This window comes from Paracoccus yibinensis, assembly GCF_030846195.1.
Lineage (GTDB): Bacteria > Pseudomonadota > Alphaproteobacteria > Rhodobacterales > Rhodobacteraceae > Paracoccus > Paracoccus yibinensis.
The window spans coordinates 93,309-117,508 of sequence record NZ_JAVCWH010000001.1 but is presented as its reverse complement, the minus strand read 5'-3'; the positions used below and the strand labels follow the sequence as shown (position 1 = coordinate 117,508).

25 protein-coding genes are annotated in these 24,200 nt (G+C 64.3%); 17 read left to right on the top strand and 8 right to left on the bottom strand.

All coding sequences use genetic code 11. From position 1 onward, the window contains the following. The first annotated feature begins 78 nt into the window (after nucleotides 1-78). The 9 genes from pyk (at nucleotide 79) to RAH32_RS00525 (ending at nucleotide 8,134) form a co-directional block, all read left to right on the top strand. Entirely contained in the window at nucleotides 79-1,524 is a 1,446-nt protein-coding gene (gene pyk, locus RAH32_RS00565; protein ID WP_306604098.1) for a pyruvate kinase, read from the top strand. 33 nt (nucleotides 1,525-1,557) lie between these two features. After that, entirely contained in the window at nucleotides 1,558-1,782 is a 225-nt protein-coding gene (locus RAH32_RS00560) for a hypothetical protein (protein ID WP_306604096.1), read from the top strand. 108 nt (nucleotides 1,783-1,890) lie between these two features. Beyond that, on the top strand, nucleotides 1,891-2,091 hold the full coding sequence (rpmI, locus tag RAH32_RS00555) for a 50S ribosomal protein L35 (RefSeq protein WP_187793478.1): 201 nt from the start codon (nucleotides 1,891-1,893) through the stop codon (nucleotides 2,089-2,091). A 16-nt stretch (nucleotides 2,092-2,107) separates the two neighbouring features. Beyond that, nucleotides 2,108-2,467: a 50S ribosomal protein L20 gene (rplT, locus tag RAH32_RS00550; protein WP_103171045.1), complete on the top strand. Its 360-nt coding sequence runs from the start codon at nucleotides 2,108-2,110 to the stop codon at nucleotides 2,465-2,467. Between the two features lie 101 nt (nucleotides 2,468-2,568). Then, a complete protein-coding gene (locus tag RAH32_RS00545; protein ID WP_306604089.1) occupies nucleotides 2,569-3,933 on the top strand; it encodes a cytochrome P450 in 1,365 nt (454 codons plus the stop codon). Between the two features lie 60 nt (nucleotides 3,934-3,993). Continuing rightward, nucleotides 3,994-5,076, top strand: coding sequence for a phenylalanine--tRNA ligase subunit alpha (gene pheS, locus RAH32_RS00540; RefSeq protein WP_306605162.1), 1,083 nt, complete (start codon nucleotides 3,994-3,996; stop codon nucleotides 5,074-5,076). A 152-nt stretch (nucleotides 5,077-5,228) separates the two neighbouring features. Further along, nucleotides 5,229-6,761, top strand: coding sequence for an IS21 family transposase (gene istA / locus RAH32_RS00535; RefSeq protein WP_306604087.1), 1,533 nt, complete (start codon nucleotides 5,229-5,231; stop codon nucleotides 6,759-6,761). Further along, nucleotides 6,751-7,545: an IS21-like element helper ATPase IstB gene (gene istB / locus RAH32_RS00530; RefSeq protein WP_306605160.1), complete on the top strand. Its 795-nt coding sequence runs from the start codon at nucleotides 6,751-6,753 to the stop codon at nucleotides 7,543-7,545. The genes istA and istB overlap by 11 nt, the downstream gene beginning before the upstream one ends. Before the next feature lie 136 nt (nucleotides 7,546-7,681). Continuing rightward, complete coding sequence (locus RAH32_RS00525; protein WP_306604084.1) at nucleotides 7,682-8,134, top strand: nucleotide-binding protein; 453 nt, start codon at nucleotides 7,682-7,684, stop codon at nucleotides 8,132-8,134. A gap of 120 nt (nucleotides 8,135-8,254) precedes the next feature. On the opposite strand, the gene RAH32_RS00520 is transcribed toward RAH32_RS00525, so the two are convergent. After that, the gene (locus RAH32_RS00520) at nucleotides 8,255-8,746 is read right to left on the bottom strand and encodes a hypothetical protein (RefSeq protein WP_306604082.1); all 492 of its coding nucleotides are present in this window, start codon (nucleotides 8,744-8,746) and stop codon (nucleotides 8,255-8,257) included. A 110-nt stretch (nucleotides 8,747-8,856) separates the two neighbouring features. Here RAH32_RS00520 and RAH32_RS00515 point away from each other — a divergent pair, with 110 nt between their 5' ends. Beyond that, nucleotides 8,857-9,267 (top strand): SufE family protein, encoded by a 411-nt coding sequence (locus RAH32_RS00515; RefSeq protein ID WP_306604080.1) that lies wholly within the window; start codon nucleotides 8,857-8,859, stop codon nucleotides 9,265-9,267. Here RAH32_RS00515 and mnmA read toward each other — a convergent pair. Continuing rightward, nucleotides 9,239-10,405 (bottom strand): tRNA 2-thiouridine(34) synthase MnmA, encoded by a 1,167-nt coding sequence (gene mnmA, locus RAH32_RS00510; RefSeq protein WP_306604078.1) that lies wholly within the window; start codon nucleotides 10,403-10,405, stop codon nucleotides 9,239-9,241. The genes RAH32_RS00515 and mnmA overlap by 29 nt on opposite strands. A 148-nt stretch (nucleotides 10,406-10,553) precedes the next feature. Here mnmA and sciP point away from each other — a divergent pair, with 148 nt between their 5' ends. From sciP to recG, 4 genes are all read left to right on the top strand, one after another. Next, on the top strand, nucleotides 10,554-10,829 hold the full coding sequence (sciP, locus tag RAH32_RS00505; RefSeq protein ID WP_306604076.1) for a CtrA inhibitor SciP: 276 nt from the start codon (nucleotides 10,554-10,556) through the stop codon (nucleotides 10,827-10,829). 96 nt (nucleotides 10,830-10,925) lie between these two features. After that, nucleotides 10,926-11,633, top strand: coding sequence for a response regulator transcription factor CtrA (gene ctrA / locus RAH32_RS00500; protein ID WP_089388317.1), 708 nt, complete (start codon nucleotides 10,926-10,928; stop codon nucleotides 11,631-11,633). Nucleotides 11,634-11,725: 92 nt separating this feature from the next. Then, nucleotides 11,726-13,909 carry an NAD-dependent DNA ligase LigA gene (ligA, locus tag RAH32_RS00495; RefSeq protein WP_306604072.1) on the top strand — a complete coding sequence of 728 codons (2,184 nt, stop codon included), beginning with the start codon at nucleotides 11,726-11,728 and terminating at the stop codon, nucleotides 13,907-13,909. Further along, a complete protein-coding gene (gene recG / locus RAH32_RS00490) occupies nucleotides 13,882-16,005 on the top strand; it encodes an ATP-dependent DNA helicase RecG (RefSeq protein WP_306604070.1) in 2,124 nt (707 codons plus the stop codon). The genes ligA and recG overlap by 28 nt, the downstream gene beginning before the upstream one ends. A 257-nt stretch (nucleotides 16,006-16,262) precedes the next feature. Here recG and RAH32_RS00485 read toward each other — a convergent pair whose 3' ends face one another. After that, entirely contained in the window at nucleotides 16,263-16,703 is a 441-nt protein-coding gene (locus tag RAH32_RS00485) for an iron-sulfur cluster assembly scaffold protein (RefSeq protein ID WP_306604068.1), read from the bottom strand. 61 nt (nucleotides 16,704-16,764) lie between these two features. On the opposite strand from RAH32_RS00485, the gene hisI reads away from it, so the two are divergent. Then, complete coding sequence (gene hisI / locus RAH32_RS00480; protein WP_306604066.1) at nucleotides 16,765-17,121, top strand: phosphoribosyl-AMP cyclohydrolase; 357 nt, start codon at nucleotides 16,765-16,767, stop codon at nucleotides 17,119-17,121. Here hisI and gluQRS read toward each other — a convergent pair. The 5 genes from gluQRS to RAH32_RS00455 form a co-directional block, all read right to left on the bottom strand. Continuing rightward, nucleotides 17,118-17,963, bottom strand: coding sequence for a tRNA glutamyl-Q(34) synthetase GluQRS (gene gluQRS, locus RAH32_RS00475; RefSeq protein WP_306604064.1), 846 nt, complete (start codon nucleotides 17,961-17,963; stop codon nucleotides 17,118-17,120). The two genes, hisI and gluQRS, sit on opposite strands and share 4 nt — an antisense overlap. Beyond that, the gene (trmFO, locus tag RAH32_RS00470) at nucleotides 17,945-19,282 is read right to left on the bottom strand and encodes a methylenetetrahydrofolate--tRNA-(uracil(54)-C(5))-methyltransferase (FADH(2)-oxidizing) TrmFO (protein ID WP_306604062.1); all 1,338 of its coding nucleotides are present in this window, start codon (nucleotides 19,280-19,282) and stop codon (nucleotides 17,945-17,947) included. The genes gluQRS and trmFO overlap by 19 nt, the downstream gene beginning before the upstream one ends. A 79-nt stretch (nucleotides 19,283-19,361) precedes the next feature. After that, nucleotides 19,362-19,979 carry a 50S ribosomal protein L25/general stress protein Ctc gene (locus tag RAH32_RS00465; protein WP_306604060.1) on the bottom strand — a complete coding sequence of 206 codons (618 nt, stop codon included), beginning with the start codon at nucleotides 19,977-19,979 and terminating at the stop codon, nucleotides 19,362-19,364. Nucleotides 19,980-20,044: 65 nt separating this feature from the next. After that, nucleotides 20,045-21,253 carry an alpha-hydroxy acid oxidase gene (locus RAH32_RS00460; protein ID WP_306604058.1) on the bottom strand — a complete coding sequence of 403 codons (1,209 nt, stop codon included), beginning with the start codon at nucleotides 21,251-21,253 and terminating at the stop codon, nucleotides 20,045-20,047. A 57-nt stretch (nucleotides 21,254-21,310) separates the two neighbouring features. Then, nucleotides 21,311-21,568, bottom strand: coding sequence for a hypothetical protein (locus tag RAH32_RS00455; RefSeq protein ID WP_306604056.1), 258 nt, complete (start codon nucleotides 21,566-21,568; stop codon nucleotides 21,311-21,313). A gap of 74 nt (nucleotides 21,569-21,642) precedes the next feature. Between RAH32_RS00455 and RAH32_RS00450 the strand changes: the two genes are divergently transcribed. Next, the gene (locus RAH32_RS00450) at nucleotides 21,643-22,227 is read left to right on the top strand and encodes a TetR/AcrR family transcriptional regulator (RefSeq protein WP_306604054.1); all 585 of its coding nucleotides are present in this window, start codon (nucleotides 21,643-21,645) and stop codon (nucleotides 22,225-22,227) included. 64 nt (nucleotides 22,228-22,291) lie between these two features. Further along, nucleotides 22,292-24,184, top strand: coding sequence for a DNA primase (gene dnaG / locus RAH32_RS00445; RefSeq protein WP_306604052.1), 1,893 nt, complete (start codon nucleotides 22,292-22,294; stop codon nucleotides 24,182-24,184). Nucleotides 24,185-24,200 lie beyond the last annotated feature (16 nt).

Sequence of the window (24,200 nt, the reverse complement as noted above, 5' to 3'; positions counted from 1 at the left end):
CGATGCTCGCACCGGACGCCAGTTGCAGCCGCTGGCGATCTGGACCATAGTTAGCGCAAACGGAAGAAGGACGCCGGGATGAGACGACATCGCAACGTGAAGATCGTGGCAACTTTGGGACCTGCATCCAGCACCCAGGACATGATCCGTGCGCTGTTCGACACCGGCGCCGATGTCTTTCGCCTGAACATGAGCCACGGCAGCCATGCCGACCACCGCGCCCGCTATGACGCGATCCGCGCCGTCGAGGCGGAGACCGGCCGTCCTATTGCCATCCTGGCGGATTTGCAGGGGCCGAAGCTGCGGGTAGGCCAGTTCACCGCAGGAGCCTGCGACCTGGAGGAGGGAAACCGCTTCCGCTTCGATCTGGACCCTGCGCTTGGTGATTCTCAACGCGTGCAGTTGCCCCACCCCGAGATTTTCGCAGCCCTGGTTCCGGGCAGCAACCTGCTGGTCAACGACGGCAAGATCCGTCTGCGCGTCGATGAATGCGGTCCCGACTTCGCCGATTGCACGGTGACGGTCGGCGGCACCATCAGCGACCGCAAGGGCGTGAACGTGCCGGATGTGGTGCTGCCCCTGGCGGCTTTGTCCGACAAGGACCGGGCGGATCTGGAATTTGCCTGCGAATTGGGTGTTGATTGGCTGGCGCTGTCCTTTGTTCAGCGGGCCGCCGACGTCGAGGAAGCGCGCGCCCTGGCCAAAGGCCGCGCCGCGATCCTGTCCAAGATCGAAAAGCCCGCCGCGGTCGATGCGTTCGAGGAAATTCTTGCGGTGTCCGACGGCATCATGGTCGCGCGCGGCGACCTTGGGGTGGAACTGCCCATTCACTCGGTCCCGCCCATCCAGAAACGGCTGGTGCGCAAATGCCGGTCTGCCGCCAAGCCGGTGATCGTTGCCACGCAAATGCTGGAGTCGATGATCGAAAGCCCGATGCCCACGCGGGCCGAGGTCAGCGACGTCGCCAACGCCATCTACGAAGGCGCGGACGCCGTGATGCTGTCGGCCGAAAGCGCCGCCGGCGCCTATCCCATCGAAGCCGTGCGGACCATGGACAGCGTCGCACGGTCCGTCGAGGCCGACAGCAACTATCGCGCCATCATCGAGGCTTCGCGCCAGAACAAGCTGCATACCGTGGCCGACGCCATCGTCACCGCCGCGCGTGAGATCGCGGAAACCACGGACATCGCCGCGATCTGCGCCTTCAGCCAGTCCGGCAAGACCGCCAGCCTGGTTGCGCGCGAACGGCCGCGCGTGCCGATCATTGCGCTGACCCATGTCGAATCGGTCCTGCGCCGCATGTGCCTGACCTGGGGGACGCATTGTGTCATCACGCCGCAACTGGGCCGCTTCAAGGAGGCGGTGGTCAACGCCACCCGCGCCGCACGGGAATTCAACTTTGCCGACGAAACCCGTCAGGTCGTCGTGATCGCGGGCGTGCCCTTCAACGTACCGGGCAGCACCAACATCGTCCGCATCGCGCCTTGCGACGAACGCTTGATCTTCGCGTCCGATCCAGAATAAGCCCGGTGGACGTCAACAAATCCGGGGACATCCATGTCTGATCTTCTGCTGCTGGGCGGCATCGCGCTGTGCCTGATATCGGTCCTTGTCGCCGTCGTGCAGCTTTTGCGGACGCAGCCCCCGCGCGCGGCCGCGATCCTGCTGGTGCTGGGGATCGCCGCGATCTTCGCCGCCGCCTATCTGTCGCCGCAGCCTTTCACGCTGGAACAGATCCCGCAGGCCTGGGCGCGCGTTGCCGGCGGCACGACTGCGCCGTAAGCCCTTGCCAAATCAGCCAAGCGCGCTTATACGGCGCGCTTCCTGCCCGTGCGGCCGGCCACCATGGCATTGCCGAGTCGCACGTTCACTTCGATCAAGGAGACGAAAATGCCGAAGATGAAGACCAAGTCGGCCGCCAAGAAGCGGTTCTCGTTCACGGCTTCGGGCAAGGTGAAATCGGCCCAGGCCGGCAAGCGCCACGGCATGATCAAGCGCACGACGAAGTTCATTCGCGATGCGCGCGGCACCACCGTCCTGTCGGACGCGGATGCCAAGATCGTCAAGAAATACATGCCCTACAACCGCTGATCGCGAGGACTGAACAATGGCACGAGTTAAATCCGGCAAGGTCACCCACGCCCGCCACAAGAAGGTTCTTGACGCGGCGAAAGGCTATTACGGCAACCGTTCGCGCAACTTCCGCACCGCCACCCAGGCCGTGGACAAGGCGAACCAGTATGCCACCCGCGACCGCAAGACGCGCAAGCGCAACTTCCGCGCGCTGTGGATCCAGCGGATCAACGCCGCCGTCCGTCTGGTGGACGCGGAAATGACCTATTCGCGCTTCATCAACCTGCTGGCGAAAGCCGGGATCGAGGTTGACCGCAAGGTTCTGGCCGACCTGGCCGTGAACGAGCCCGAGGCTTTCGGCGCGATCGTGGCGCAGGCGAAAGCCGCCGCCTGATTCGTCAGGGAATGCGACAGCAACAAGGCCGGTGCAAAGCGCACCGGCCTTTTTCCATGGGCGCCATTGCTTCAGGGGTGGGCGCTTCCTATCCTTGCAGGATGAACGTCGGAACCGCGCCCATCCGCACCCGGGAACCTGTCAAGGTCGTACTTGCCCGGCAGCCACTAGGCATTGTCGGCACCGCGCTGACCGCGCGACGCAACCTGCTGGAATTGATCCCTCAGATCGCCACCCGCCAGCCGATCGTATCGGGCAAGACGGGGGTCCGGTTCCACATGGTCATGGACCCGCCTACGCTGCGCCATATCCTCAAGAACCGGGTCGAGGATTATCCGAAATCCACCGTCACCAAGCTGATCCTGGAACCCGCCATCGGCGACAGCCTGTTCGTGGCCGAGGGCGCCCAGTGGCGGTGGCAGCGCCGTGCCATGGCCCCCGCCTTTGCCCTGCGCCATGTCGAGGCGCTTGGCCCGATCATGACTGCCGCGGCCGAGGCATCCAGCCGGCGCCTGGCCGCCGCGCGTGGGCCGGTCAATCTGTTCGAGGAAACGGTGGCCGCCACCTTCGACGTGATTTCCGATGTCACGCTGTCGGGCGACCAGGCCTTTGACCGCGATGCGGTGCATCACGCCATCGACGGCTATATCGCGCAGACGGCCAAGGTTTCGCTCCTGGACGTGATGGGCCTTCCAGGCTGGATACCGCGCCCGGGCCGGATGTTTTCTCGTCCCGGCTTGAACCGCATGAAGGACATAGCCGACCGCGCCATTGACGCCCGCGCCGCCGCGCCCCGGACGGAAGGCGCGCCCGACCTGCTGGATCTGCTGCTGGATGCGGCCGATCCTGAAACCGGCCGCACCATGACACGCGACGAACTGCGCGACAACCTGCTGACCTTCATCGTCGCGGGGCATGAGACGACGGCCCTGACCCTGGCCTGGGCGCTGTATCTCTGCGCCTTCGACCCCGCCGTGCAGGACCGCGCGGCGGCCGAGGGGCAGGCCGTCCTGGGCGACTGCGCCGCCACGGCCGCCGACCTGCCCATGCTGCCCCTGACCCAACGCATCGTCAGCGAGGCGCTGCGGCTTTATCCGCCCGCCGCCTTCCTGTCGCGCACGGCGCAGGTCGCGGACCGCCTGTGTGGCCGAGAGGTTTTACCCGGCGACACCGTCATGCTGCCGATCTACGCACTGCACCGGCACCATCTGCTGTGGGATCGTCCCGATGCCTTCGACCCGGACCGCTTCCTGGTCACGCCCGACCGCTATGCCTATCTGCCCTTCGGGGCCGGGCCGCGCATCTGCATCGGCGCCAGCTTCGCCATGCACGAGGCCGTCATCATCCTGTCCACGCTGCTGGCGCGCTTCCGCTTTCGCGCCATTCCAGGGCGGAACCCGCAGCCACGCATGATCCTGACGCTGCGCCCGCATGGCGGGGTCTGGCTGGACGTGGCGCCGCGCTGAAGGCTTCCCCCTTGGCCGCACAAATGCTAACGCCAAGCCCGACAAGGACGAGGCATGACGATGGACGATCTGAACCCCCTCCGCCAGCAATGGCTTGACCGCATCAACGGTGCCACTGACCCCGCCGCGATCGAGGAGGTGCGCCTTGCCGCCCTGGGCAAGAAGGGCGAGATCAGCCTCAAGATGCGCGAACTGGGCCGCATGAGCCCCGAGGAACGTCAGACCACCGGCCGGGCGCTGAACGAGCTGCGCGACGAGCTGGACGCCGCCCTGCGCGCCCGCAAGCTGTCGCTTGAGGATGCGGCGCTGGAGGCGCGGCTGGCCGGCGAATGGCTGGACGTGACGCTGCCCGGCCGCCCGCGCCCGCAGGGCACGATCCACCCGATCAGCCAGGTGACCGAGGAAGTGACGGCGATCTTCGCCGACATGGGCTTTGCCGTGGCCGAGGGCCCGCAGGTCGAATCCGACTGGTACAACTTCGACGCGCTGAACATCGCGCCCGAACACCCCGCGCGCCAGGAACACGACACCTTCTTCATGCACCGCGCGCCCGGCGACAACCGCCCGCCGCATGTTCTGCGCACCCATACCAGCCCCGTCCAGATCCGCGCGATGCAGGACCAGGGTGCGCCAATCCGCGTGATCTGCCCTGGCCGCGTCTATCGCATGGACATGGACCAGACCCATACGCCGATGTTCCACCAGGTCGAGGGCCTCGCCATCGACCGGGACATCAGCATGGCGCAACTGAAATGGACGTTGGAGGAATTCTGCCGCGCCTTCTTCGAGGTGGGCCAGGTCGAGCTGCGCTTCCGCGCCAGCCATTTCCCCTTCACCGAGCCGTCCGCCGAGGTGGACATCCGCTGTTCCTGGGAAGGCGGCCAGTTGAAGATCGGCGAGGGGGATTCGTGGCTGGAGATCCTTGGGTCCGGCATGGTGCATCCCAAGGTGCTGCGTGCAGGCGGGATTGATCCCGACCAATGGCAGGGATTTGCGTTCGGCATGGGCATCGACCGGATCGCGATGCTGAAATACGGGATTCCCGATTTGCGCGCCTTCTTCGAGAGCGATTTGCGGTGGCTGCGGCATTATGGGTTTGCGGCAGGTGATGTGCCGAGTGTGAGTGGGGGGTTGAGTAGGTGAAAACCATGAAATTTTATGGCAGCTTAGAAGAACTAAAGGTGTTGATTTCCACCCAGAACTGAGCCGGATAGGCGCGTAATTTCCACTGAGAATTGAGCCATGTGAACCTTTCCCCAAAGCGATGAGCGGCGGGGGTAACGGGAGTGATCCACATGGGACTTTTGAACATCATTCGACGCATGCACTTGCGGCAGAAGCTGTCGGTCCGCGAGATCGCGCGGCGCACCGGTTTGTCGCGCAACACGATTACGAAGCACCTGGCGGCAGACACGATCGAGCCGAAGTTCGCCACGCCGGATCGCCCGAGCAAGCTTGATCCTTTCGCCGAGAAGCTGGCCGGCTGGTTGAAGACGGAAGCCGGCAAGTCGCGCAAGCAGCGGCGGACGCTGAAACAGATGCATGCCGATCTCGTGGCGCTCGGCTTCACCGGCTCCTACAACCGGGTGGCGGCCTTTGCGCGGAACTGGCGCACAGATCGCCAGCGCGAACAGCAGACGACGGGCCGCGGCACCTTTGTGCCGCTGTCCTTTCGACCGGGAGAGGCCTTCCAGTTCGACTGGAGCGAAGACTACGGGCATCTGGCCGACGAGCGCACCAAGCTTCAGATGGCGCATATCAAGCTGTCGCACAGCCGGGCTTTCCTGTTGCGCGCCTACCCGCTCCAGACCCACGAGATGCTGTTTGACGCCCACTGGCACGCGTTCCGTGTGTTCGGCGGCGTGCCCGAGCGGGGCATCTACGACAACATGAAGACCGCAGTGGACCGTGTCGGTCGCGGCAAGGAGCGGCAGGTCAACCTCCGCTTTCTCGCCATGGCCAATCACTATGTCTTCGAGCCGGAGTTCTGCAATCCGGCCGCAGGCTGGGAGAAGGGTCAGGTCGAGAAGAACGTTCAGGACTCCCGCCGCCAGATCCTGCAGGAGATGCGGGGCTTTCCCGACCTTGCCACGATGAACACCTGGCTGGAGCAGCGTTGCCTTGAGGTGTGGCAGGAGACCCCGCACGGCACGCTGCCGGGCACGATCGCAGATGTCTGGACTGCAGAGCGGGCCGCGCTGATGCCGTTGCCGCCCGCCTTCGACGGCTTCATCGAGTTGAGCAAGCGTGTCTCGCCCACCTGCCTGATCAGCTTCGAGCGCAATCGCTACAGCGTGCCGGCGTCATTCGCGAACCGGCCTGTCAGCCTGCGGATCTATCCGGACCGGCTGGTCGTGGCGGCCGAGGGCAACATCCTGTGCGAGCATGGCCGCATCATCCAGCGCAGCCACAAGCTGCCACCGCGGACGATCTATGACTGGCGGCATTACCTGGCTGTTCTCCAGCGCAAGCCCGGGGCTCTCAGGAACGGAGCGCCATTCGCGGAACTGCCGCCTGCCTTCCGGCAGTTGCAGGAGCAGATGCTGCGCAAGCCCGGCGGTGATCGGGAAATGGTCGACATCCTCGCCCTGGTTCTCCAGCATGACGAACAGGCCGTGCTGACCGCAGTGGAATTGGCCCTGGCCGAGGGCGTGGCGACCAAGACCCATGTGCTGAACCTGTTGCACCGGCTGGTCGATGGCAAGGTCATCGGCGGGCCGCCCCTCGATACCCCGCAGGCCCTGGCCCTGCGCCGTGAGCCCAAGGCCAATGTCGAACGCTACGACGGCCTGCGCACCTCCGTTGCAGGAGGCCATCATGCGTCATGATCCTGCCAGCGGCGCCATCATCATCATGCTCCGCAGCCTCAAGATGCATGGCATGGCGCAAGCCGTCACCGACCTGATCGAGCAAGGGGCGCCGGCCTTTGAAGCAGCCGTGCCGGTCCTGACACAGCTTCTCAAGGCCGAGATGGCCGAGCGCGAGGTGCGCTCCATCGCCTATCACATGAAGGCCGCACGCTTCCCCGCCTACAAGGACCTCTCGGGCTTCGACTTCTCGGCCAGCGAGATCAACGAAGCCACAGTGCGACAACTGCATCGTTGCGAGTTCATGGACGGGGCCCAGAACATCGTCCTGATCGGCGGTCCGGGCACGGGGAAAACCCACATCGCAACCGCCCTCGGCGTCCAGGCTATCGAGCATCACCGCCGCAAGGTCCGCTTCTTCTCCACCATTGAACTGGTCAACGCCCTCGAACAGGAGAAGGCCAAGGGAAAGGCCGGGCAGATTGCCGAAAGCCTGACCCGCCTCGATCTCGTGATCCTCGATGAGCTGGGATACCTGCCCTTCAGCGCCTCGGGCGGGGCGCTGCTCTTCCATCTGCTGAGCAAGCTCTATGAGCGGACCAGCGTCATCATCACCACGAACCTCAGCTTCAGCGAATGGGCCACAGTGTTCGGCGATGCCAAGATGACCACCGCGCTCCTCGACCGGCTCACCCACCGCTGCCACATCCTGGAGACCGGAAACGACAGCTTCCGCTTCAAGGCCAGTTCAGCAGCCGCAGCGCGCCAGAAGAAGGAGAACCATCACGCCTTGACCACTGAATGACCGGAAATCCATAGTCAGAGGTGGCTCACTTCTCGATGGAAATGCCGGCTCAGTTCTGGGTGGAAATCAACAACTTCAGCGCAAAGAGCCGGTAAAGCGGGAAGTTGAAGCCGCAGCACCTGCAAAAATCTTCATCGTGCACGGGCATGATGAAGCGGCGCGCAATGAACTTGAACTAATTTTAAGAAGGCTCAACCTTTTGCCGTTTATACTTCAAAATTCTTCGTCAGGGAGTAAAACACTCATCGAAGCTCTTGAGGCGCGCATTATAAATGACGCTGCATTTGGCATAGTATTGGTAACTCCAGATGATGTTGGCTACTCGATCCGTGATGGAGAAGCTGGTGCTAAAGCCCGTGCTCGCCAAAATGTTGTCTTGGAAATGGGTATGGTGATGGCAGCATTATCGCGCTCTCGCATGGTTATAATAAAGAAACGCGGTGATGTCGAACTTCCTTCCGATACCGACGGCATTGTTCGACTTGAATATCAAACGAGGGTTCAAGAACAGGTCCCTGGTTTGGTCCAGCATCTTATGGATGCAGGTATTGCTGTTGACCCGGCGTTGATCGCGGACGCTGCACGTTAACAAGCGTAGGTTGGGGCTTCACCCTCCGTTTTTTGGCTCATCCGTTGGAATGGTGGGGTGAAACCCCACCCTACAATCCCGCTTTCGCTAATTTCCGTAGAGTGTATGAAATCAGGCACCCTACCGCGTCAACCTTACCACATTCCCGGCACTCGTGATCTCCACCGCCGCAATCCGCGATAGCTGCACCGAGGACAGCGCCATCGCCGCTGTGATTTCGTCCACGCCGGGACGGGCGGGCAGGGCGGCGGGGCTGCCCGGCGCGGGCGGGACGCCCACCAGCCGCAGCCGCAGCACACCATCGGCATCGGGAGAGATGCGGTCGCCCGGCATCGGACGCGCGGTGACAAGCGCGACCGAGGAATAGCCGCGCACCGGGGCGAATCCGTTCACGACCAGCAGGCGGCCTTCGTTCAGCGGCTCCCAACGGGCGGCGGTGATCTGAGGGATGTGCGGGCGGTTGTCCGACACCTCGGCATAGCCGCCCTCGGGTTCCAGGGTCCGGGCCGGCGCCTCGCCCCAGGACAGGGGGTTCCAGCTGCTGTCGCCAAGCCGTCCGCAGCCGGTCATGGCCAGTGCGGCGATCAGCAGGGGCGCAGTCAGTTTCATCATGTCACCATCCCTCGGGCGTTTTCGGTTTGTTAGGCGAATTCCGCTGCGGGATAAAGGCACTTTGACCTTGCCGGCCTGCCGCGCTAACCACAGGGCAAAAGGACCGCGCCATGGCAACCCAAGCCTTCGAAGACATCGCCGAGACCTTCGACTTCCTGGATGACTGGGAAGACCGCTATCGCCACGTGATCGAACTAGGCCGTGCCATGCCGCCGATGGACCCCGCGCTGCAGGTGCCCGCCACCAAGGTCGAGGGCTGCGCCAGCCAGGTCTGGATCATGCCCCGGATCGAAGACGGGCGCTTCGATTTTCAGGGCGACAGCGACGCGATGATCGTGCGCGGGCTGATCGCGGTGCTGCACGCGCTTTATTCCGGGGTGCCGGTCGGGCAGGTGGGCCAGATCGACGCCCAGGCCGAACTGGCGCGCCTGGGATTGGACGAGCATCTCTCCTCGCAGCGCTCGAACGGGCTGCGGGCGATGATCCAACGGATCAGGCAGCTTTCCGCCGACGCAGCGTGATCCATCCGCCGCCCAGCACACGGGTGCTGTCCGGCTCGTAGAAGACGCAGGCCTGGCCGGGGCTGACGCCCTCCTCGGGGTCCAGCAACTCGACTTCGGCGCGGGTGGCATCGACAGGGCGCAGGATCGCAGGGCGCGGCGGACGGGTGGACCGGATGCGGACCATTACCGGGATCTCGCCCGCGAAGGGTCCGTCGCCCAGCCAGTTGACCTCGCTGACGGGCACGACCGTCGTGGCAAGGGCAGACTTTGGACCAACCACCACGCGGCGGGCATCCGGGTCCAGCCGCACGACGTAAAGCGGATCGCCCAAACCGCCGATCCCCAGCCCGCGCCGCTGGCCGATCGTGTAGTGGATCACCCCGCGATGCCGGCCCAGGACCTTGCCCTCCATGTCCACGATCTCGCCCGGTTCGGCAGCATTGGGGCGCAGCTTCTCGATCACCGCGGCATAATTGCCATTCGGCACAAAGCAGATGTCCTGGCTGTCCGGCTTGTCCGCCACCGCGAGGCCATATTCCGCGGCCAGGGCACGCGTCTCGGCCTTGCTTTCCAGATGGCCAAGCGGGAAGCGCAGGAAATCAAGTTGCTCCTGCGTGGTCGAGAACAGGAAATAGCTCTGGTCGCGGTTCGGATCGGCGGCCATGTGAAGCTCGGCCCGTGCCGCACCGTCCTTGCGCTGAATGTAATGCCCGGTCGCCATGCAATCGGCATCCAGGTCGCGCGCCGTTTCCAGAAGGTCGCGGAACTTGACGCGTTCGTTGCAGCGGATGCAGGGCACGGGCGTCGCGCCAGCCAGATAGGCATCCGCGAACTCGTCGATGACCGATTCGCGAAACTTGTTTTCATAGTCCAGGACGTAATGCGGGAATCCCATCCGTTCGGCCACGCGCCGCGCGTCATGGATATCCTGCCCCGCGCAACAGGCGCCCTTTTTCGCCAATGCAGCGCCGTGATCGTAAAGCTGCAACGTGACGCCGATCACGTCATAACCTTCGGACTTCAGCTTGGCGGCCACGACCGAACTGTCCACGCCGCCCGACATGGCAACGACCACCCGTGTCTGTGCGGGCGGTTTCGGGAAGCCGAGGCTGTTCAGCAAGGGATCGCGCGCCGGGGCGCGGTGATGAAGGGTCATGACGGATCCGAAGGATAACAATTGCGTCGAAATATAGGCAAATGCTGTCTATTCTCAAGCAGCCGGAGCGAGAAAAACCTGCCACCCTCAACCGGGCCTTAAGGGGATCCGGGACAATGTCCTTCGCAAGCGACATAGGACAGGTGGGATGTTCTTGAAGAAAACCGACACGCCTCGCACCGTGACACTGCCGGACGGCAGGATCCTGACCCTGGCCGACCTGCCGCCTGATCACACTCGATGGGTTGCCAGTCGAAAGGAAACCGTCGTCAACGCCGTGGTCCATGGTCTGATCACCAAGGAGGAGGCCCTTCGACGCTATGGCCTGTCGGACGAGGAATTCGACGGCTGGGCAAGGGCCATGCAGGTTCATGGCCTTGACGCCTTGAAAATCACTGCAATCCAGCGATTTCGACAACCATAAGTTGCGCCAGATCAATTAACAGATCATGGTAACAACATATTAACCTTATGGGTTGATGGTTGAACGCAGCGAATACGAGAATCGGGGCTTACATTCATGAGAATTCTGTTGGTTGAGGATGATCCCAGCACGGCTCGGGCCATCGAATTGATGCTGACTGCCGCCAGCTACAATGTCTTTCGAACCGATATGGGCGAGGAGGGGATCGACCTCGCCAAGCTGTATGATTACGATCTGATCCTTCTGGATCTGGATTTGCCCGACATGCACGGGATGGAGGTTCTGCGCCATCTGCGGCTGGCCCGTGTCGACACGCCGATCCTGATCCTGACCGGCTCTGACGACACCGAAAGCAAGCTTCGCGGTTTTGGCTTCGGCGCCGACGATTACATGACCAAGCCCTTCAACCGCGAAGAATTGCAAGCCCGCATCCAGGCGATCATCCGCCGGTCCAAGGGTCATAGCCAGGCGATCATCAAGACCGGCGAAATCGTGGTGAACCTTGACGCGCGTTCGGTGCAGGTGAAAGGCAAGGCCGTCAACCTGACTGGCAAGGAGTATCAGATCCTGGAACTTCTCAGCCTGCGCAAGGGCACGACGCTGACCAAGGAAATGTTCCTGAACCATCTTTATGGCGGCATGGACGAACCGGAACTGAAGATCATCGACGTCTTCATCTGCAAGTTGCGCAAGAAGTTGTCCGAAGCGATTGGTGGCGACAGCCACATCGAAACCGTCTGGGGCAGGGGTTATGTCCTGCGCGAACCTACGCCCAACGCCGAACGTCTGGCGATTGGCGCCTAAGAGGGCGGCTGCCGCAGGAACCTGGCGGCAGCCCCTGTAAAACCCTTCGCCGAACGTCGTATAGAACAGACGAACGGAAGGCGGAGACAGCGATGACGCACGAAAAGCAGGATGACAGCGCGGTGCGGCCGGATCCGGGCGCGCTTGACGAACAGCGCGCAGGCGATGAAATCGCCGACCTGTCCGCGCGGATCGCCCAGGCGAACGAGGATTACCACGTCAAGGACGCACCGGTCCTGTCGGATGCGGATTATGACGCGTTGAAGCAGCGGCTGCTGGTGCTGGAGCGTGCCTTTCCCCAGCTTGCCCGACCCGACAGCCCCAGTCACAGGGTCGGGGCTGCCCCCGCAGAGGGCTTCGGCAAGGTCGTTCACGCCCAGCGTATGATGTCGCTGGAAAACGGCTTTGCCGAGACCGACGTGACGGATTTCGTCGCCCGCGTCCGCAGCTTTCTGGGTCTGCGGGACGGCGATCTGGCCTTTACCGCTGAACCCAAGATTGATGGGCTTTCGCTGTCCCTGCGCTACGAAGATGGATTCCTGGTCGAAGCCGCCACCCGCGGGGACGGCACGGTAGGGGAAAACGTCACGGCCAATGCCCGCACCATTGCGGATATTCCTCACCGACTGTCAGGTGCTCCGGCGATTCTTGAAGTGCGGGGCGAGGTTTACATGAGCCATGCCGACTTCCAGCGTCTGAACGCGACTGAAGGGGGGCGGGTCTTTGCCAATCCTCGCAACGCCGCCGCCGGGTCGTTGCGCCAGATCGACCCGGACGTGACCGCCTCGCGACCTCTCCGGTTCTTTGCCTATGGATGGGGGGAACTCAGCCAGGCATTGGCCGAAACGCAGATGGGGGCGGTCGAACGGCTGGCGGCCTTTGGATTCCAGACGAACCCCCTGACACGGCTCTGCCATGATGTCGGCCAGATGCTGGCCGTCTGGGCCGAGATCGAACAGCAGCGTGCGACGCTGGGCTATGACATCGACGGAGTCGTCTACAAGGTCAACGACCTGTCCTATCAGACGCGGCTGGGATACCGCTCGACCACGCCACGCTGGGCACTTGCGCACAAGTTCCCGGCCGAGACGGCCTGGACACGGTTGGATCGGATCGACATTCAGGTCGGTCGCACGGGCGCGCTTTCGCCGATCGCGCGGCTGGAGCCTGTGACGGTCGGCGGCGTGGTCGTTTCCAACGCGACCCTCCATAACGAAGACTACATCGCCGGGCGCGACAGCAGCGGCGCGTCCATCCGGGAAGGCCGCGACATCCGCGAAGGCGACTGGGTCAAGATCTACCGGGCAGGGGATGTGATTCCCAAGATCGCCGACGTTGATCTGTCGCGCCGGTCGGCCGACAGCGCCCCCTACAGCTTTCCCGAGACCTGCCCACAATGCGGCTCCGATGCGATCCGCGAACCGGGCGATTCCGTGCGTCGCTGCACGGGTGGCCTGATCTGCCCTGCCCAAGCCATCGAGAAGCTGAAGCATTTCGTCAGCCGCGCGGCCTTCGACATCGAGGGCCTAGGCGCCAAGCAGATCGAGATGTTCTTTGCCGACCCCATTCTGCCGATCCGCGAACCCGCTGATATCTTCACCCTGGCCGAACGCGACGCCCGCAACATCGCAAGGCTGAAGAACCGCGAAGGGTTCGGGGCAAGGTCGGTCGAAAAGCTGTTCGCCGCGATCGAGGACAAGCGCCGCATTCCCCTGGAACGGCTGATCTTCGCCCTTGGCATCCGCCATGTGGGCGAGGTTGCGGCAGGGATCCTTGCCCGCCATTTCGGGACCTGGGACGCCTTGCTTGCCGCCGTGGATGCCGCCGCGCACGAACCGGCCTTCGCCGCCGATGACAAGGATCGCCGCGCCGCCCTGGCCGGCAGCCCGCACTGGACCGAATTGACCACGATCAACGGCATTGGCGCCGTGCTGGTCCAGTCCCTTGTCACTACCTTGACCCAACCGGCCGAACGCGCCAGCATCGACCGGCTGATCGCACAGGTCCAGGTCATTCCTGCCACGGTCCGCCAAATCCAGCAAACCCCGATCAGCGGCAAGACGCTGGTTTTCACCGGCACCCTTGAGCGCATGACGCGGGCCGAGGCAAAGGCGCGGGCCGAGGCCATGGGCGCCAAGGTCGCAGGTTCGGTCAGCGCCAAGACCGACCTTCTGGTCGCGGGGCCGGGCGCAGGATCAAAGGCGGCGAAGGCTGCGGGATTGGGCGTCACCGTTATTGACGAGGATGAATGGCTGCGCATCGCGGGCGGATCATGACGCAGCAGCCCAAGGGGCGCCCCCCGGCGCTGTTTCCGCTGTTCGCGGCCATCGACACGCTGCCGGGCGTGGGTCCGAAAAGCCGCGATGCCTCGGCGCAAATGGGCATCGAACGACCGCGCGACCTGATCCTGACGCTGCCGGCCAGCGGCGTCACCCGCCGCCGCATCGCCCGCATCAGCGAAGCCCGGCCGCCCGAGATCGTGACCATCGCCGTCACGGTGGGCCGCCATCATCCGCCCGCCGTCAAGGGCCGCCCGTGGCGCGTCCATTGCGGCGACGGCGTCGGCGATCTGACGCTGGTTTTCTTTCACCCCCGCAAGGAATGGATCGAGAGCCAGCTTCCCACCGGCGCGCGCCGCATCGTCAGCGGCAAGATCGAGCTGTTCGACGGCCTGGCCCAGATGGTCCATCCCGACCACATCCAGCGAGAGGACGAGCCGCCCCTGCCCGAGTTCGAAGCGGTCTATCCCCTGACGGCTGGTCTGACGCGCAAGGTCATCGTCAAGGGGATTGAAGCGGCGCTGACCCGCCTGCCGCCGATGCAGGAATGGATCGACCCCCAACTGGTTGCACAACGGGGCTGGCCCGACTTCGCGGCAGCATTGCAGGCCGCGCATGATCCCCGGTCCATGCGCGACCTGTCGCCCGACGCCCCTGCTCGGGCGCGGTTGGCCTATGATGAGTTTCTGGCCCATCAGATGACGCTGGCCTTGGTCCGGCGTGAAAAGCGACGGCTGAAGGGGCGGACCAGCAGCGGCGACGGGCGGCTGCGGCGCGCGGTCCTGGATCATCTGCCCTGGCCTCCGACCGGTGCCCAGATGCGGGCCGTCCGGGAAATCGCCGCGGACATGGCCAGCGACCGGCGCATGAACCGGCTGCTGCAAGGCGACGTGGGATCGGGCAAGACCCTGGTCGCGATGCTGGCGGCCCTTGTCGCGGTCGAGGCGGGCGGGCAGGCGGTGCTGATGGCCCCGACCGAAATCCTCGCCCGCCAGCATGCCCGCGCCTTGGAGCCATTGGCCCGTGCGGCAGGGATACGGCTGGCTGCCCTGACCGGACGCGACAAGGGCGAGTTGCGCGCGCAACTTTTGGAGGACCTCGCGGAAGGGCGCATCGACATACTGGTCGGAACCCATGCGGTCTTCCAGAGGGGCGTCGAATTCCACGATCTTCGCTTGGCGATCATCGACGAACAGCATCGTTTCGGCGTGGCGCAACGGCTGGAACTGTCGGGCAAGGGGCAAGTGCCGCCCGACATGCTGATCATGACCGCGACGCCGATCCCGCGTTCGCTGGCGCTGACGCAATATGGGGACCTGGACATCTCGATCCTGGACGAAAAGCCGCCGGGACGGCAGCCGATCACCACGGTGATGATCAGCGATCAACGCCTTGACGAGGTGACGGCCCGGCTGCGTCATGTGCTGGATCAGGGCGCGCGCGCCTATTGGGTCTGCCCCCTTGTGGATGAAAGCGAAGTCACGGACCTGACCGCGGCCGAGGCCCGGTTTCAGGCCCTGCGGGCGCAGTTCGGCGATGTCGTGCGGCTGGTTCACGGCCAGATGCCCCCCGATCAGCGCGACGCCGCCATGACCGATTTCGCCAGCGGCCGCGCCCGGCTTCTGGTCGCCACCACGGTGATTGAGGTCGGCGTGGACGTGCCCGAGGCCACGATCATGGTGATCGAACGGGCCGAAAGCTTTGGCCTGGCGCAACTGCACCAGCTGCGTGGCCGGGTCGGGCGGGGAACGGGGGCTTCAACCTGTCTGCTGATGTATCATCCCCCCTTGGGCGAAACCGGCGCACGACGGCTGACGACCTTGCGCGACACCGAGGACGGATTCCGCATCGCCGAGGTCGATCTGGAGATGCGCGGAGCAGGGGATGTGATCGGCACCGCGCAATCGGGCCTGCCCCGGTTCCGCATCGGCGACCTGGAACATCAGGCGGGACTGATGGCAGTGGCGCGTCAGGACGCCCGTCATCTTCTGGACCGTGACCCCGCCTTGGACAGCCCGCGTGGGCAAGCTGTTCGGATGCTGATGTGGCTGATGAGCCAGGATGAGGCGATCCGGCTGATCTCGGTCGGGTAAGTTCTTAAAATGTTCTTTACGAATCGCTAGGAACATGAGAACAAAACAGCAACAGATAGGAGTTGCTCATGTCTCGCGAATTCGTATCCGACCTGTTGGGTGTCACCGCCCTGGCCGTCACCACCGTCATTGTCTTGTGGTTGCCTGCAATCCTGCAAGCCTGATCTCTGCCCCGCGTTGCCCTGACGGCGCTTGCCTGTGCGGCCGTCAGATCCCCAGCACGCGCACCTGCCGGTCCTGCAAAGGGACCGGCTTTTTCATGATTTGGTGGCCTGGTCGATGGCGTCCAGCGTCGCGTTCCAAGCCAGCAGGATCGAGGCATGGCGGTTCGGGTATTCACGCGCCGGCAACAGTGCCTCAAGTGCGCCAAAGGGTGCGGCGGGGGGATCGGCTTCGGTCGTCAGCATGGCTTGCAGGGCGTCCCGGGTCGCGGCGATTTCGTCCCGGCTGCGCCCGATCACGGCCTGCCCCAGGACCGAGGCTGATGCCTGGCCAAGCGCGCAGGCCCGCACCTCTTGCCGGAAATCCGCGATCCGGTCCCCGTCCATCGCGACATAGGCCGTGACCGAGGAACCGCATTGCGGCGATCGGCGCATGGCCTTGCCGTCGAATTCCGACAACGCGCCCAGATGCGGGATCGCTGTCGTCAATGCCAGGATCCGGCGGGAATAAAGCTGCATCAGGTCGCTGTCGGCCATCGGTCTTTCCCATGCGCTGCCTGGGGTCTAGATAGGGACGCGTCAGCCGAAAGGAAACCCGATGTTCGACCCTGCCAGCCTGAAATATGATCCGAACGGGCTGATCCCCGCCATCGCCCAGGACGCGGATGGGGGCGAGGTTCTGATGATGGCCTGGATGAACGTCGAAAGTGTGGCGCGGACGCTGGAAACCGGGCGCGTCACCTATTGGTCGCGGTCGCGGCAATCGTTCTGGGTAAAGGGGGAAAGTTCGGGGCATGTGCAGGAACTGGTGGAACTGCGCGTCGATTGCGACCGTGACTGCCTGCTGGTCCTTGTGCGACAGACCGGCCCGGCCTGCCACACCAACCGGCGAAGCTGCTTTTACACGGCCGTTCGCGACAGCGGCGAGGTCGAGATCATGGCGCCGACGGCCTAGAAGCCGATCATGCTGCGGATGTCATCCGGTGTGGCGCCCTCGTCGCGGTAATGACGGATGGCGCGGGCGTCGTCACGCTTGGCCAATCGCTTTCCGGCGTCGTCGCGGATCAGGCGGTGATGATGGTAAAGCGGGGTGGAAAAATTAAGAAGTTTCTGAAGAAGGACGTGAATATAGGTTGAATCGAAAAGATCTTTTCCGCGCGTGACCAGGGTGATCCCCTGCGCGGCGTCGTCCACGACCACCGCCAGATGATAGGAGGTGCCCATGCCGCGCCGGGACAGGATCACATCGCCTATACCGTCCAGGAACTGATCTCGGGTCAGTTCGTGGTCATGTCCGGGCATGATTGCCTGATCCTGGAAGGCGATCCTAGCCATGGCCAAGGCGTCGAAGGCACGGGCCACGTCCAGCCGGATCACATCGTCCGGCCCGGCGTCCCCCAAGCTGCGGCCACGGCAGGTTCCGGGATAGACCAACCCATCCGGGCCGGCGGGCAGGACGCCTTCCTGCGGAGCCGACAGCGCGGCGCGGATGTCCCCCCGGCGGCAGCGGCAGGGATAGGTCAGGGGCGCCAACCGCCGAAGCGCCTTGCGATAAGCCTCCATCCGGTCCGACTGCCGCATCACTGGTTCCGGCCAGCGAAGCCCGAGCCAAGCCAGGTCTTCCCTGATCGCGGCAGCGTATTCTGGGCGGCAGCGGTCCTGGTCGATATCCTCGATGCGCAACAGGAACCGTCCGGGGTCCGCCAGACTTTCCGCCACCAAGGCTGCATAGGCATGACCCAGGTGCAGCAATCCGGTGGGCGAGGGCGCGAAGCGGGTTACTGCGCCGCCAGCCATGCGCCGAAATCGTCCTTCGCCCGCTGGGTATAGGCGGGATAGCGGTCCTTGCGCCCCCTCCGGCCGCCCCGGATGTCCTCCAGCGGCGGGAACAGGCCGAAGTTCACGTTCATAGGCTGGAAGGTCTTGGCCTCGGCCCCGCCGGTGATGTGGTTGACCAGGGCGCCCATGGCGGTCGTCGGCGCGGGGGGCGGCAGGTCGCGTCCCTGTGCCTGCGCGGCGGCCATCCGGCCAGCCAGCAGGCCCATGGCGGCGCTTTCGACATAGCCCTCGACCCCCGTGACCTGCCCGGCAAAGCGCAGGTTCGGACGCTGACGCAGGCGCATCCGGTCGTCCAGCAGCGTGGGCGAATTCAGGAAGGAATTGCGGTGGATGCCGCCAAGACGCGCGAAACTGGCGTTCTCCAAGCCGGGGATCATGCGGAAGACCTGGGTCTGCGCGCCGTATTTCATCTTGGTCTGGAAGCCGACGATGTTATACAGCGTTCCCAAGGCATTATCCCGCCGAAGTTGAACCACTGCATAAGCTTTTTCATCGGGCTTGTGCGCGTTCGTCAGCCCGACCGGCTTCATCGGACCGTGGCGCAGGGTTTCGCGGCCGCGTTCCGCCATCACCTCGATCGGCAGGCAGCCATCGAAATAACCTGCGGTTTCGCCTTCATGAAACTCGGTCTTTTCGGCGGCCAGAAGGGCGTCGATGAAAGCCTCGTATTGATCGCGGGTCATCGGGCAGTTGATATAGGCGCGCTGTTCGGCCTCGGTCTCGCCCTTGTCATAGCGGCTTTGTTCCCATGCGACTGACATGTCGACGGTATCCGCATGGACGATGGGGGCGATGGCGTCGAAGAAGGCCAGGGCGTCGGTGCCTGTCACCGACCGGATCGCCTCTGCAAGTCTGTCCGAAGTGAGCGGGCCGGTCGCGACGATCCAGTTGCCGTCGCTGGGCAGGTCGGTGATCTCGCCCGGAACGATCTGGACCAGCGGCTCGGCCCGCAGGGCTTCGGTCACGGCGGCAGAAAAGGCTTCCCGGTCGACCGCCAGGGCGCCGCCCGCAGGAAGCCGGTGGCGATCCGCCATCATCATGATCAGCCCGCCGGCCGCACGCATTTCCCAATGCAGTTGCCCGACGGCGTTCATCACGTCGTCGTCGGACCGGAAGCTGTTCGAACAGACCATCTCGGCGCAGTCGCCGGTCTTGTGGGCAAAGGTGCCCTTGGCGGGGCGCATCTCGTGCAGGATCACCGGGACGCCCGCGCGGGCGGCCTGCCAGGCGGCCTCGGATCCGGCAAGGCCCGCGCCGATGATGTGGATGGGTTCCATGCGACCTCCTGCAAGGGGACTAGCAAAATGGAAAGGGCGGCGCCAGCGGCACCGCCCCGTCGTTACGCGCCGGCCGGGATCACTCCTCGGCAGCGGCCTCGGCTTCGTCGTCGCCGCCCGAACGCAGCGCGGACGGCGCGGCGATGTTGGCGATCACGAAGTTGCGGTCGATTGTCGGCTTCACGCCTTCCGGCAGCTTCACGTCGTTGATGTGGATCGTGTCGCCGACGTTCAGGCCTTCCAGATCGACGGTGATGTGATCGGGGATGTCACCGGCGGTCACGATCAGCTCCACCTCGGGGCGCACCGTCACCAGCGTGCCGCCGCGCTTCAGGCCGGGGCACTTGTCGTGGTTGATGAAGTCCACGTGGATGAACAGGTTCACCTTCGAGGTGCGGCGCAGGCGCATGAAGTCGATGTGGATCGGCAGGTCCTTCACCACGTCCTTCTGAACGCCGCGGCAGATGACGCGCACGTCTTCCTGACCTTCGACCTTCAGGTTGAACAGCGTGGACATGAAGCGACCGGCGCGCAGCTGGGTCAGCAGTTTGTTGAAGTCGAACTGGATGTTGACCGGGTCCTTGTGGTCACCATAAACGACTCCGGGCACCTTGCCGTCGCGGCGAGCTTGGCGGGCGGCCCCCTTGCCTGACCCCGCGCGCGGCTCGGCCACCAGATCAGGGATCTCTTTGGCCATGATATGTTCCTAACTTGGTTGTTGGTGCCGCCATCCTCCAAGGGTGCATGGCGACAGGTCGCGGCCTATACGGCAATGGGGGTGATTTGTGAAGCCCCCTTGGGGGCCTGCACCTCGTATTCATCCAGGAAGCCGCGCGGGATCATCACGTTCTGCGGCCCCAGATGCTTGACGTCGCGTTCGCCGCACAGCGCCATGCTGATGTCCAGTTCCTTGCGGATGATTTCCAGCGCGCGGGTCACGCCCGCCTCGCCCATGGCGCCAAGGCCGTGAAGCCATGCCCGCCCGATCCAGGTGGAATGCGCGCCAAGCGCCAGGGCCTTCAGCACGTCCTGGCCCGACCGGATGCCGCTGTCCATGTGGACTTCGACCCGGTCGCCCACGGCCTTGACGATATGGGGCAACATGCGGATGGATGATATCGCCCCGTCAAGCTGGCGTCCGCCGTGGTTGCTGACGATGATCGCGTCGGCGCCGAAATCGGCCGCGATCCGGGCGTCGTCGGGATCCAGCACGCCCTTGAGGATCAGCTTGCCGCCCCACATGTCGCGGATGCGGGCGATTTTGTCCCAGTCCAGCTTCTCGTCGAATTGCTCGGCCGTCCAGCTCATCAGGCTGGAGGGATCGCCGACCCCCTTGGCATGACCGACGATGTTCCCGAAGAAACGACGCTTGGTTTGCAGCATCCCCATTCCCCACCGCCAGCGCGTCGCCAGGTCCAGCATGGTCGGCAGCGTCAGCTTGGGCGGCGCGGACAGCCCGTTCTTCAGATCCTTGTGCCGCTGGCCCAGAATTTGCAGGTCCAGCGTCAGCACCAAGGCACTGCAATTTGCCTTTTTCGCCCGTTCGATGATGGCGGCCAGAAAATCCTGGTCCTTCATCGTGTAAAGCTGGAACATGAAAGGCTTGCTAGTGTGTTCCGCCACATCCTCGATGGAACAGATCGACATGGTGGACAGACAGAACGGCACGCCGAATTTTTCGGCGGCGCGGGCGGCATGGATCTCGCCGTCGGCGTGCTGCATGCCGGTCAGGCCTACTGGCGCCAGGGCAACCGGCATCGTCGCAGGCAGGCCCACGATGTCCGATGCCGTGCTGCGGTTCGACATGTCCACGGCCACCTTCTGGCGCAGCTTCAGCCGGGCGAAGTCGGTCGTGTTCTCCCGGAAGGTCTGTTCGGTATAGCTGCCCGATTCCGCATAGTCATAGAACATCTTCGGAGTGCGCGAGCGGTGCATCCGCTTGAGATCTTCGATCGAAGTGATGACTGGCATGAGGCCCCCCGGCAGAATTGGTCAAAAATCTTTACCAGATATGCATTCGGGCAGCAATCATCCCTGTGGTCGGATTCGCTCCAGCGCCGCTGGTTCAATAACCGGCCCGCGCAGGGCGTCGGCGCGCTGCCGCAGGGCGTCCGCCCGTGCCTGCGTCTCGGCCTCGAGATCCGTTGATGTTGCTTGGGGCGCATGATCCGGCAGGAGGGGTTCGGCCAGGATCTGATCGGTGGGCAGCAGACGCGGATAGGATTCAGTATCGGTCGAGCATGCCGCCAGGAATGCGGCGCAGGTCAGGGTCAGGACATGTTTCATGACCCAAGATTATGGCGCGGCTTGCACCGGGGCAACGGACTTTCCCGCCCCGCCTGCGCACGCTAGAAGATCGCATGGCCCGCACCCAAGGTTCCCGCGCCGATGTCACCGGCCCCCTGATCCGCACCCATGCCCGCCGCCTGTTCGCGCGGCAGGGCTATGCCGCCGTGTCGATGCGCCAGATTGCCTCGGCCGTGGGGGTGCAGGCGGGGGCGCTCTATGCCTATACCCCTGACAAGCAGGCCTTGCTGTTCGATCTTCTGGAAAGCCACATGCAGGAGTTGTTGGGTGCGTGGTCCGACATTCCCGGCGATCCCCTGGCGCGGCTGGAACATTTCGTGCGTTTCCATATCGACACCAGCCTGGATCATGCCGATGCCGTGTTCCTGTCCTATATGGAGCTTCGCAACCTTACGCCCGAAAACCGCGCGCGCATCGCCGCCCTGCGCGGCGAATACGAGGCCGCGCTGGAATCCATCCTGCGCGACGGAATGGCGGCGGGCGTGATGCGCATCGACGATCCCCGGCTGGCGACGATGGCCCTGATCGCGATGCTGACCGGTGTGACCAACTGGTATCGCGAAGGTGGCCGTTTGGACCGCCGCCGCATCGGCGACATCTATTGGGGCCTGGCGCGCGGCGCCGTGGGCGCGGATTGACCGCCGCGTCTTCTTTGCCCAAATACCCCTTTCTTGACACCAGCCGCAGCGCGATAATCCCCTTATGAGTCTGCCCCCCGGCTTCCTTGACGAGATTCGCAACCGCGTCCCGATCAGCCGCGTGATCGGGAAGAAGGTCGTCTGGGATCTGCGCAAGTCGAACCAGGCACGCGGCGACTGGTGGGCGCCATGCCCGTTCCATCAGGAAAAATCCGCCAGTTTTCACTGCGATGACCAGAAGGGCTATTACTATTGCTTCGGCTGCCACGCCAAGGGCGACGCGATCAAGTTCCTGCGCGAAGCCGACGGGATGGAGTTCATCGAGGCCGTCAAGCTGCTGGCCGCCGAGGCGGGCTTGCAGATGCCCGAGCCCGATCCCCGCGCCCGCGAACGCACCGACCGCCGCACCCGCCTGCTGGAGGTGACCGAGGCCGCCTGCCGCTGGTTCCGCCTTCAATTGCAAACCGGCGCCGCAGCCGAGGCGCGCGACTACCTGGCCCGGAGGAGTTTGGACCAGGCGGCGCTTGATCGGTTCGAGATCGGCTTTGCCCCCGACAGCCGCACCGCACTGACGCAGGCATTGCGCGACAAGGGCTTCGACGAATCACTGATCGTCGAATCGGGTATGTCTGCGCGACCCGACAATGGCGGGGCGGCCTATGACCGTTTCCGGGGCCGCATCATCTTTCCGATCCGTGACGCGCAGGAGCGCTGCATCGGATTTGGTGGCCGGGCAATGGATCCGAATGCACGGGCGAAATACCTCAACAGCCCGGAAACGCCGCTGTTCGACAAGGGGCGCAACCTTTACAACCTCGGCCCTGCTCGCGCCGCTGTTGCCAAGGGTCAACGGTTGGTCGTGGCCGAAGGCTATATGGACGTGATCGCCCTGGCCCGCGCCGGGTTCGAGGGCGCGGTGGCCCCCTTGGGGACGGCAATCACCGAGGAACAGTTGCACCTGATGTGGCGCGTCAGCCCCGAACCCGTGATCGCCCTGGATGGCGACGCTGCGGGACAGCGGGCGGCACAGCGGCTGATCGACCTGGCCTTGCCGATGACGGGACCGGGCCGGGCGCTGCGGTTCGTCATCCTGCCCGCGGGACAGGATCCCGACGACCTGATCAAGGCTGCCGGACCGGCTGCCATGGGGGCGCTGCTGGATCAGGCGCGCCCCCTGGTCGATCTGCTGTGGGCACGCGAGACCGAAGGACAGGTCTTCGACAGCCCCGAACGCAAGGCCGCCTTGGAAAAGCGCCTTCAGGATGCGGTTGCCAAAATCCCGGACGAACTGACCCGCAACCATTACGCCAAGGAACTGCGGGGCAAGCAGTGGGATCTGTTTGGCGGATCGTCGCGGCGCAAGGATTGGACACCCGGCAAGGGCAAAGGGTCTGCAAGGACATCGCGCCCGGCTTTGCCCATTCCCGCAACCGTCACGAACCCGCAGGCTGCGGGCAGCCTTCTGGAGGGGGCCAGCCTGCTGATCTGCGCGCTGCGCCCCGAACTGGTCGCGCAGATGGAAACCCGCCTGGAGCGCCTGTCGCCCCAGGATCCTGATCGGGCAGCCCTGCTGTTCGACCTTCTGGGCCAGACCCAAAGCGATGCCGGGCGGCGCGGTCTTGAAACGCTGCGGCGAGACGCCCATCTGGGCCTCACTCCTGCGGTCATCGACACGCAGGACACTGAAACAGTGGCCGCAATCCTGGGCAACCTTCTGGACCGGCTGGAGGCGCAGCGGGCCATCGGCACCGAACTTGCCCGGGCCGAAGCGGAAATCCAGGGTGAGGCCGACGAAGGGCTGACTTGGCGGATGCAGCAGATCGCCCGCGCGCGTCACCGTGCCGAGCGGCCTGAACTGGAAGGCGGCATGGATTTGAACGAGGATCGAGAGGCTCTTTCAGCCCAGTTGTCGCAGTTCGTCGATGGCCAGATCTGGCGCAAGCCACCGCGCCGCTGACCACCCCTGACCGATT

Bases quoted from the DNA above. Each gene is read 5' to 3' on its own strand.
- pyk (WP_306604098.1), top strand. From the start codon at position 79: ATGAGACGACATCGCAACGTGAAGATCGTGGCAACTTTGGGACCTGCA.
- RAH32_RS00560 (WP_306604096.1), top strand. From the start codon at position 1,558: ATGTCTGATCTTCTGCTGCTGGGCGGCATCGCGCTGTGCCTGATATCG.
- rpmI (WP_187793478.1), top strand. From the start codon at position 1,891: ATGCCGAAGATGAAGACCAAGTCGGCCGCCAAGAAGCGGTTCTCGTTC.
- rplT (WP_103171045.1), top strand. From the start codon at position 2,108: ATGGCACGAGTTAAATCCGGCAAGGTCACCCACGCCCGCCACAAGAAG.
- RAH32_RS00545 (WP_306604089.1), top strand. From the start codon at position 2,569: ATGAACGTCGGAACCGCGCCCATCCGCACCCGGGAACCTGTCAAGGTC.
- pheS (WP_306605162.1), top strand. From the start codon at position 3,994: ATGGACGATCTGAACCCCCTCCGCCAGCAATGGCTTGACCGCATCAAC.
- istA (WP_306604087.1), top strand. From the start codon at position 5,229: ATGGGACTTTTGAACATCATTCGACGCATGCACTTGCGGCAGAAGCTG.
- istB (WP_306605160.1), top strand. From the start codon at position 6,751: ATGCGTCATGATCCTGCCAGCGGCGCCATCATCATCATGCTCCGCAGC.
- RAH32_RS00520 (WP_306604082.1), bottom strand. From the start codon at position 8,746: ATGATGAAACTGACTGCGCCCCTGCTGATCGCCGCACTGGCCATGACC.
- RAH32_RS00515 (WP_306604080.1), top strand. From the start codon at position 8,857: ATGGCAACCCAAGCCTTCGAAGACATCGCCGAGACCTTCGACTTCCTG.
- mnmA (WP_306604078.1), bottom strand. From the start codon at position 10,405: ATGACCCTTCATCACCGCGCCCCGGCGCGCGATCCCTTGCTGAACAGC.
- sciP (WP_306604076.1), top strand. From the start codon at position 10,554: ATGTTCTTGAAGAAAACCGACACGCCTCGCACCGTGACACTGCCGGAC.
- ctrA (WP_089388317.1), top strand. From the start codon at position 10,926: ATGAGAATTCTGTTGGTTGAGGATGATCCCAGCACGGCTCGGGCCATC.
- ligA (WP_306604072.1), top strand. From the start codon at position 11,726: ATGACGCACGAAAAGCAGGATGACAGCGCGGTGCGGCCGGATCCGGGC.
- recG (WP_306604070.1), top strand. From the start codon at position 13,882: ATGGCTGCGCATCGCGGGCGGATCATGACGCAGCAGCCCAAGGGGCGC.
- RAH32_RS00485 (WP_306604068.1), bottom strand. From the start codon at position 16,703: ATGGCCGACAGCGACCTGATGCAGCTTTATTCCCGCCGGATCCTGGCA.
- hisI (WP_306604066.1), top strand. From the start codon at position 16,765: ATGTTCGACCCTGCCAGCCTGAAATATGATCCGAACGGGCTGATCCCC.
- gluQRS (WP_306604064.1), bottom strand. From the start codon at position 17,963: ATGGCTGGCGGCGCAGTAACCCGCTTCGCGCCCTCGCCCACCGGATTG.
- trmFO (WP_306604062.1), bottom strand. From the start codon at position 19,282: ATGGAACCCATCCACATCATCGGCGCGGGCCTTGCCGGATCCGAGGCC.
- RAH32_RS00465 (WP_306604060.1), bottom strand. From the start codon at position 19,979: ATGGCCAAAGAGATCCCTGATCTGGTGGCCGAGCCGCGCGCGGGGTCA.
- RAH32_RS00460 (WP_306604058.1), bottom strand. From the start codon at position 21,253: ATGCCAGTCATCACTTCGATCGAAGATCTCAAGCGGATGCACCGCTCG.
- RAH32_RS00455 (WP_306604056.1), bottom strand. From the start codon at position 21,568: ATGAAACATGTCCTGACCCTGACCTGCGCCGCATTCCTGGCGGCATGC.
- RAH32_RS00450 (WP_306604054.1), top strand. From the start codon at position 21,643: ATGGCCCGCACCCAAGGTTCCCGCGCCGATGTCACCGGCCCCCTGATC.
- dnaG (WP_306604052.1), top strand. From the start codon at position 22,292: ATGAGTCTGCCCCCCGGCTTCCTTGACGAGATTCGCAACCGCGTCCCG.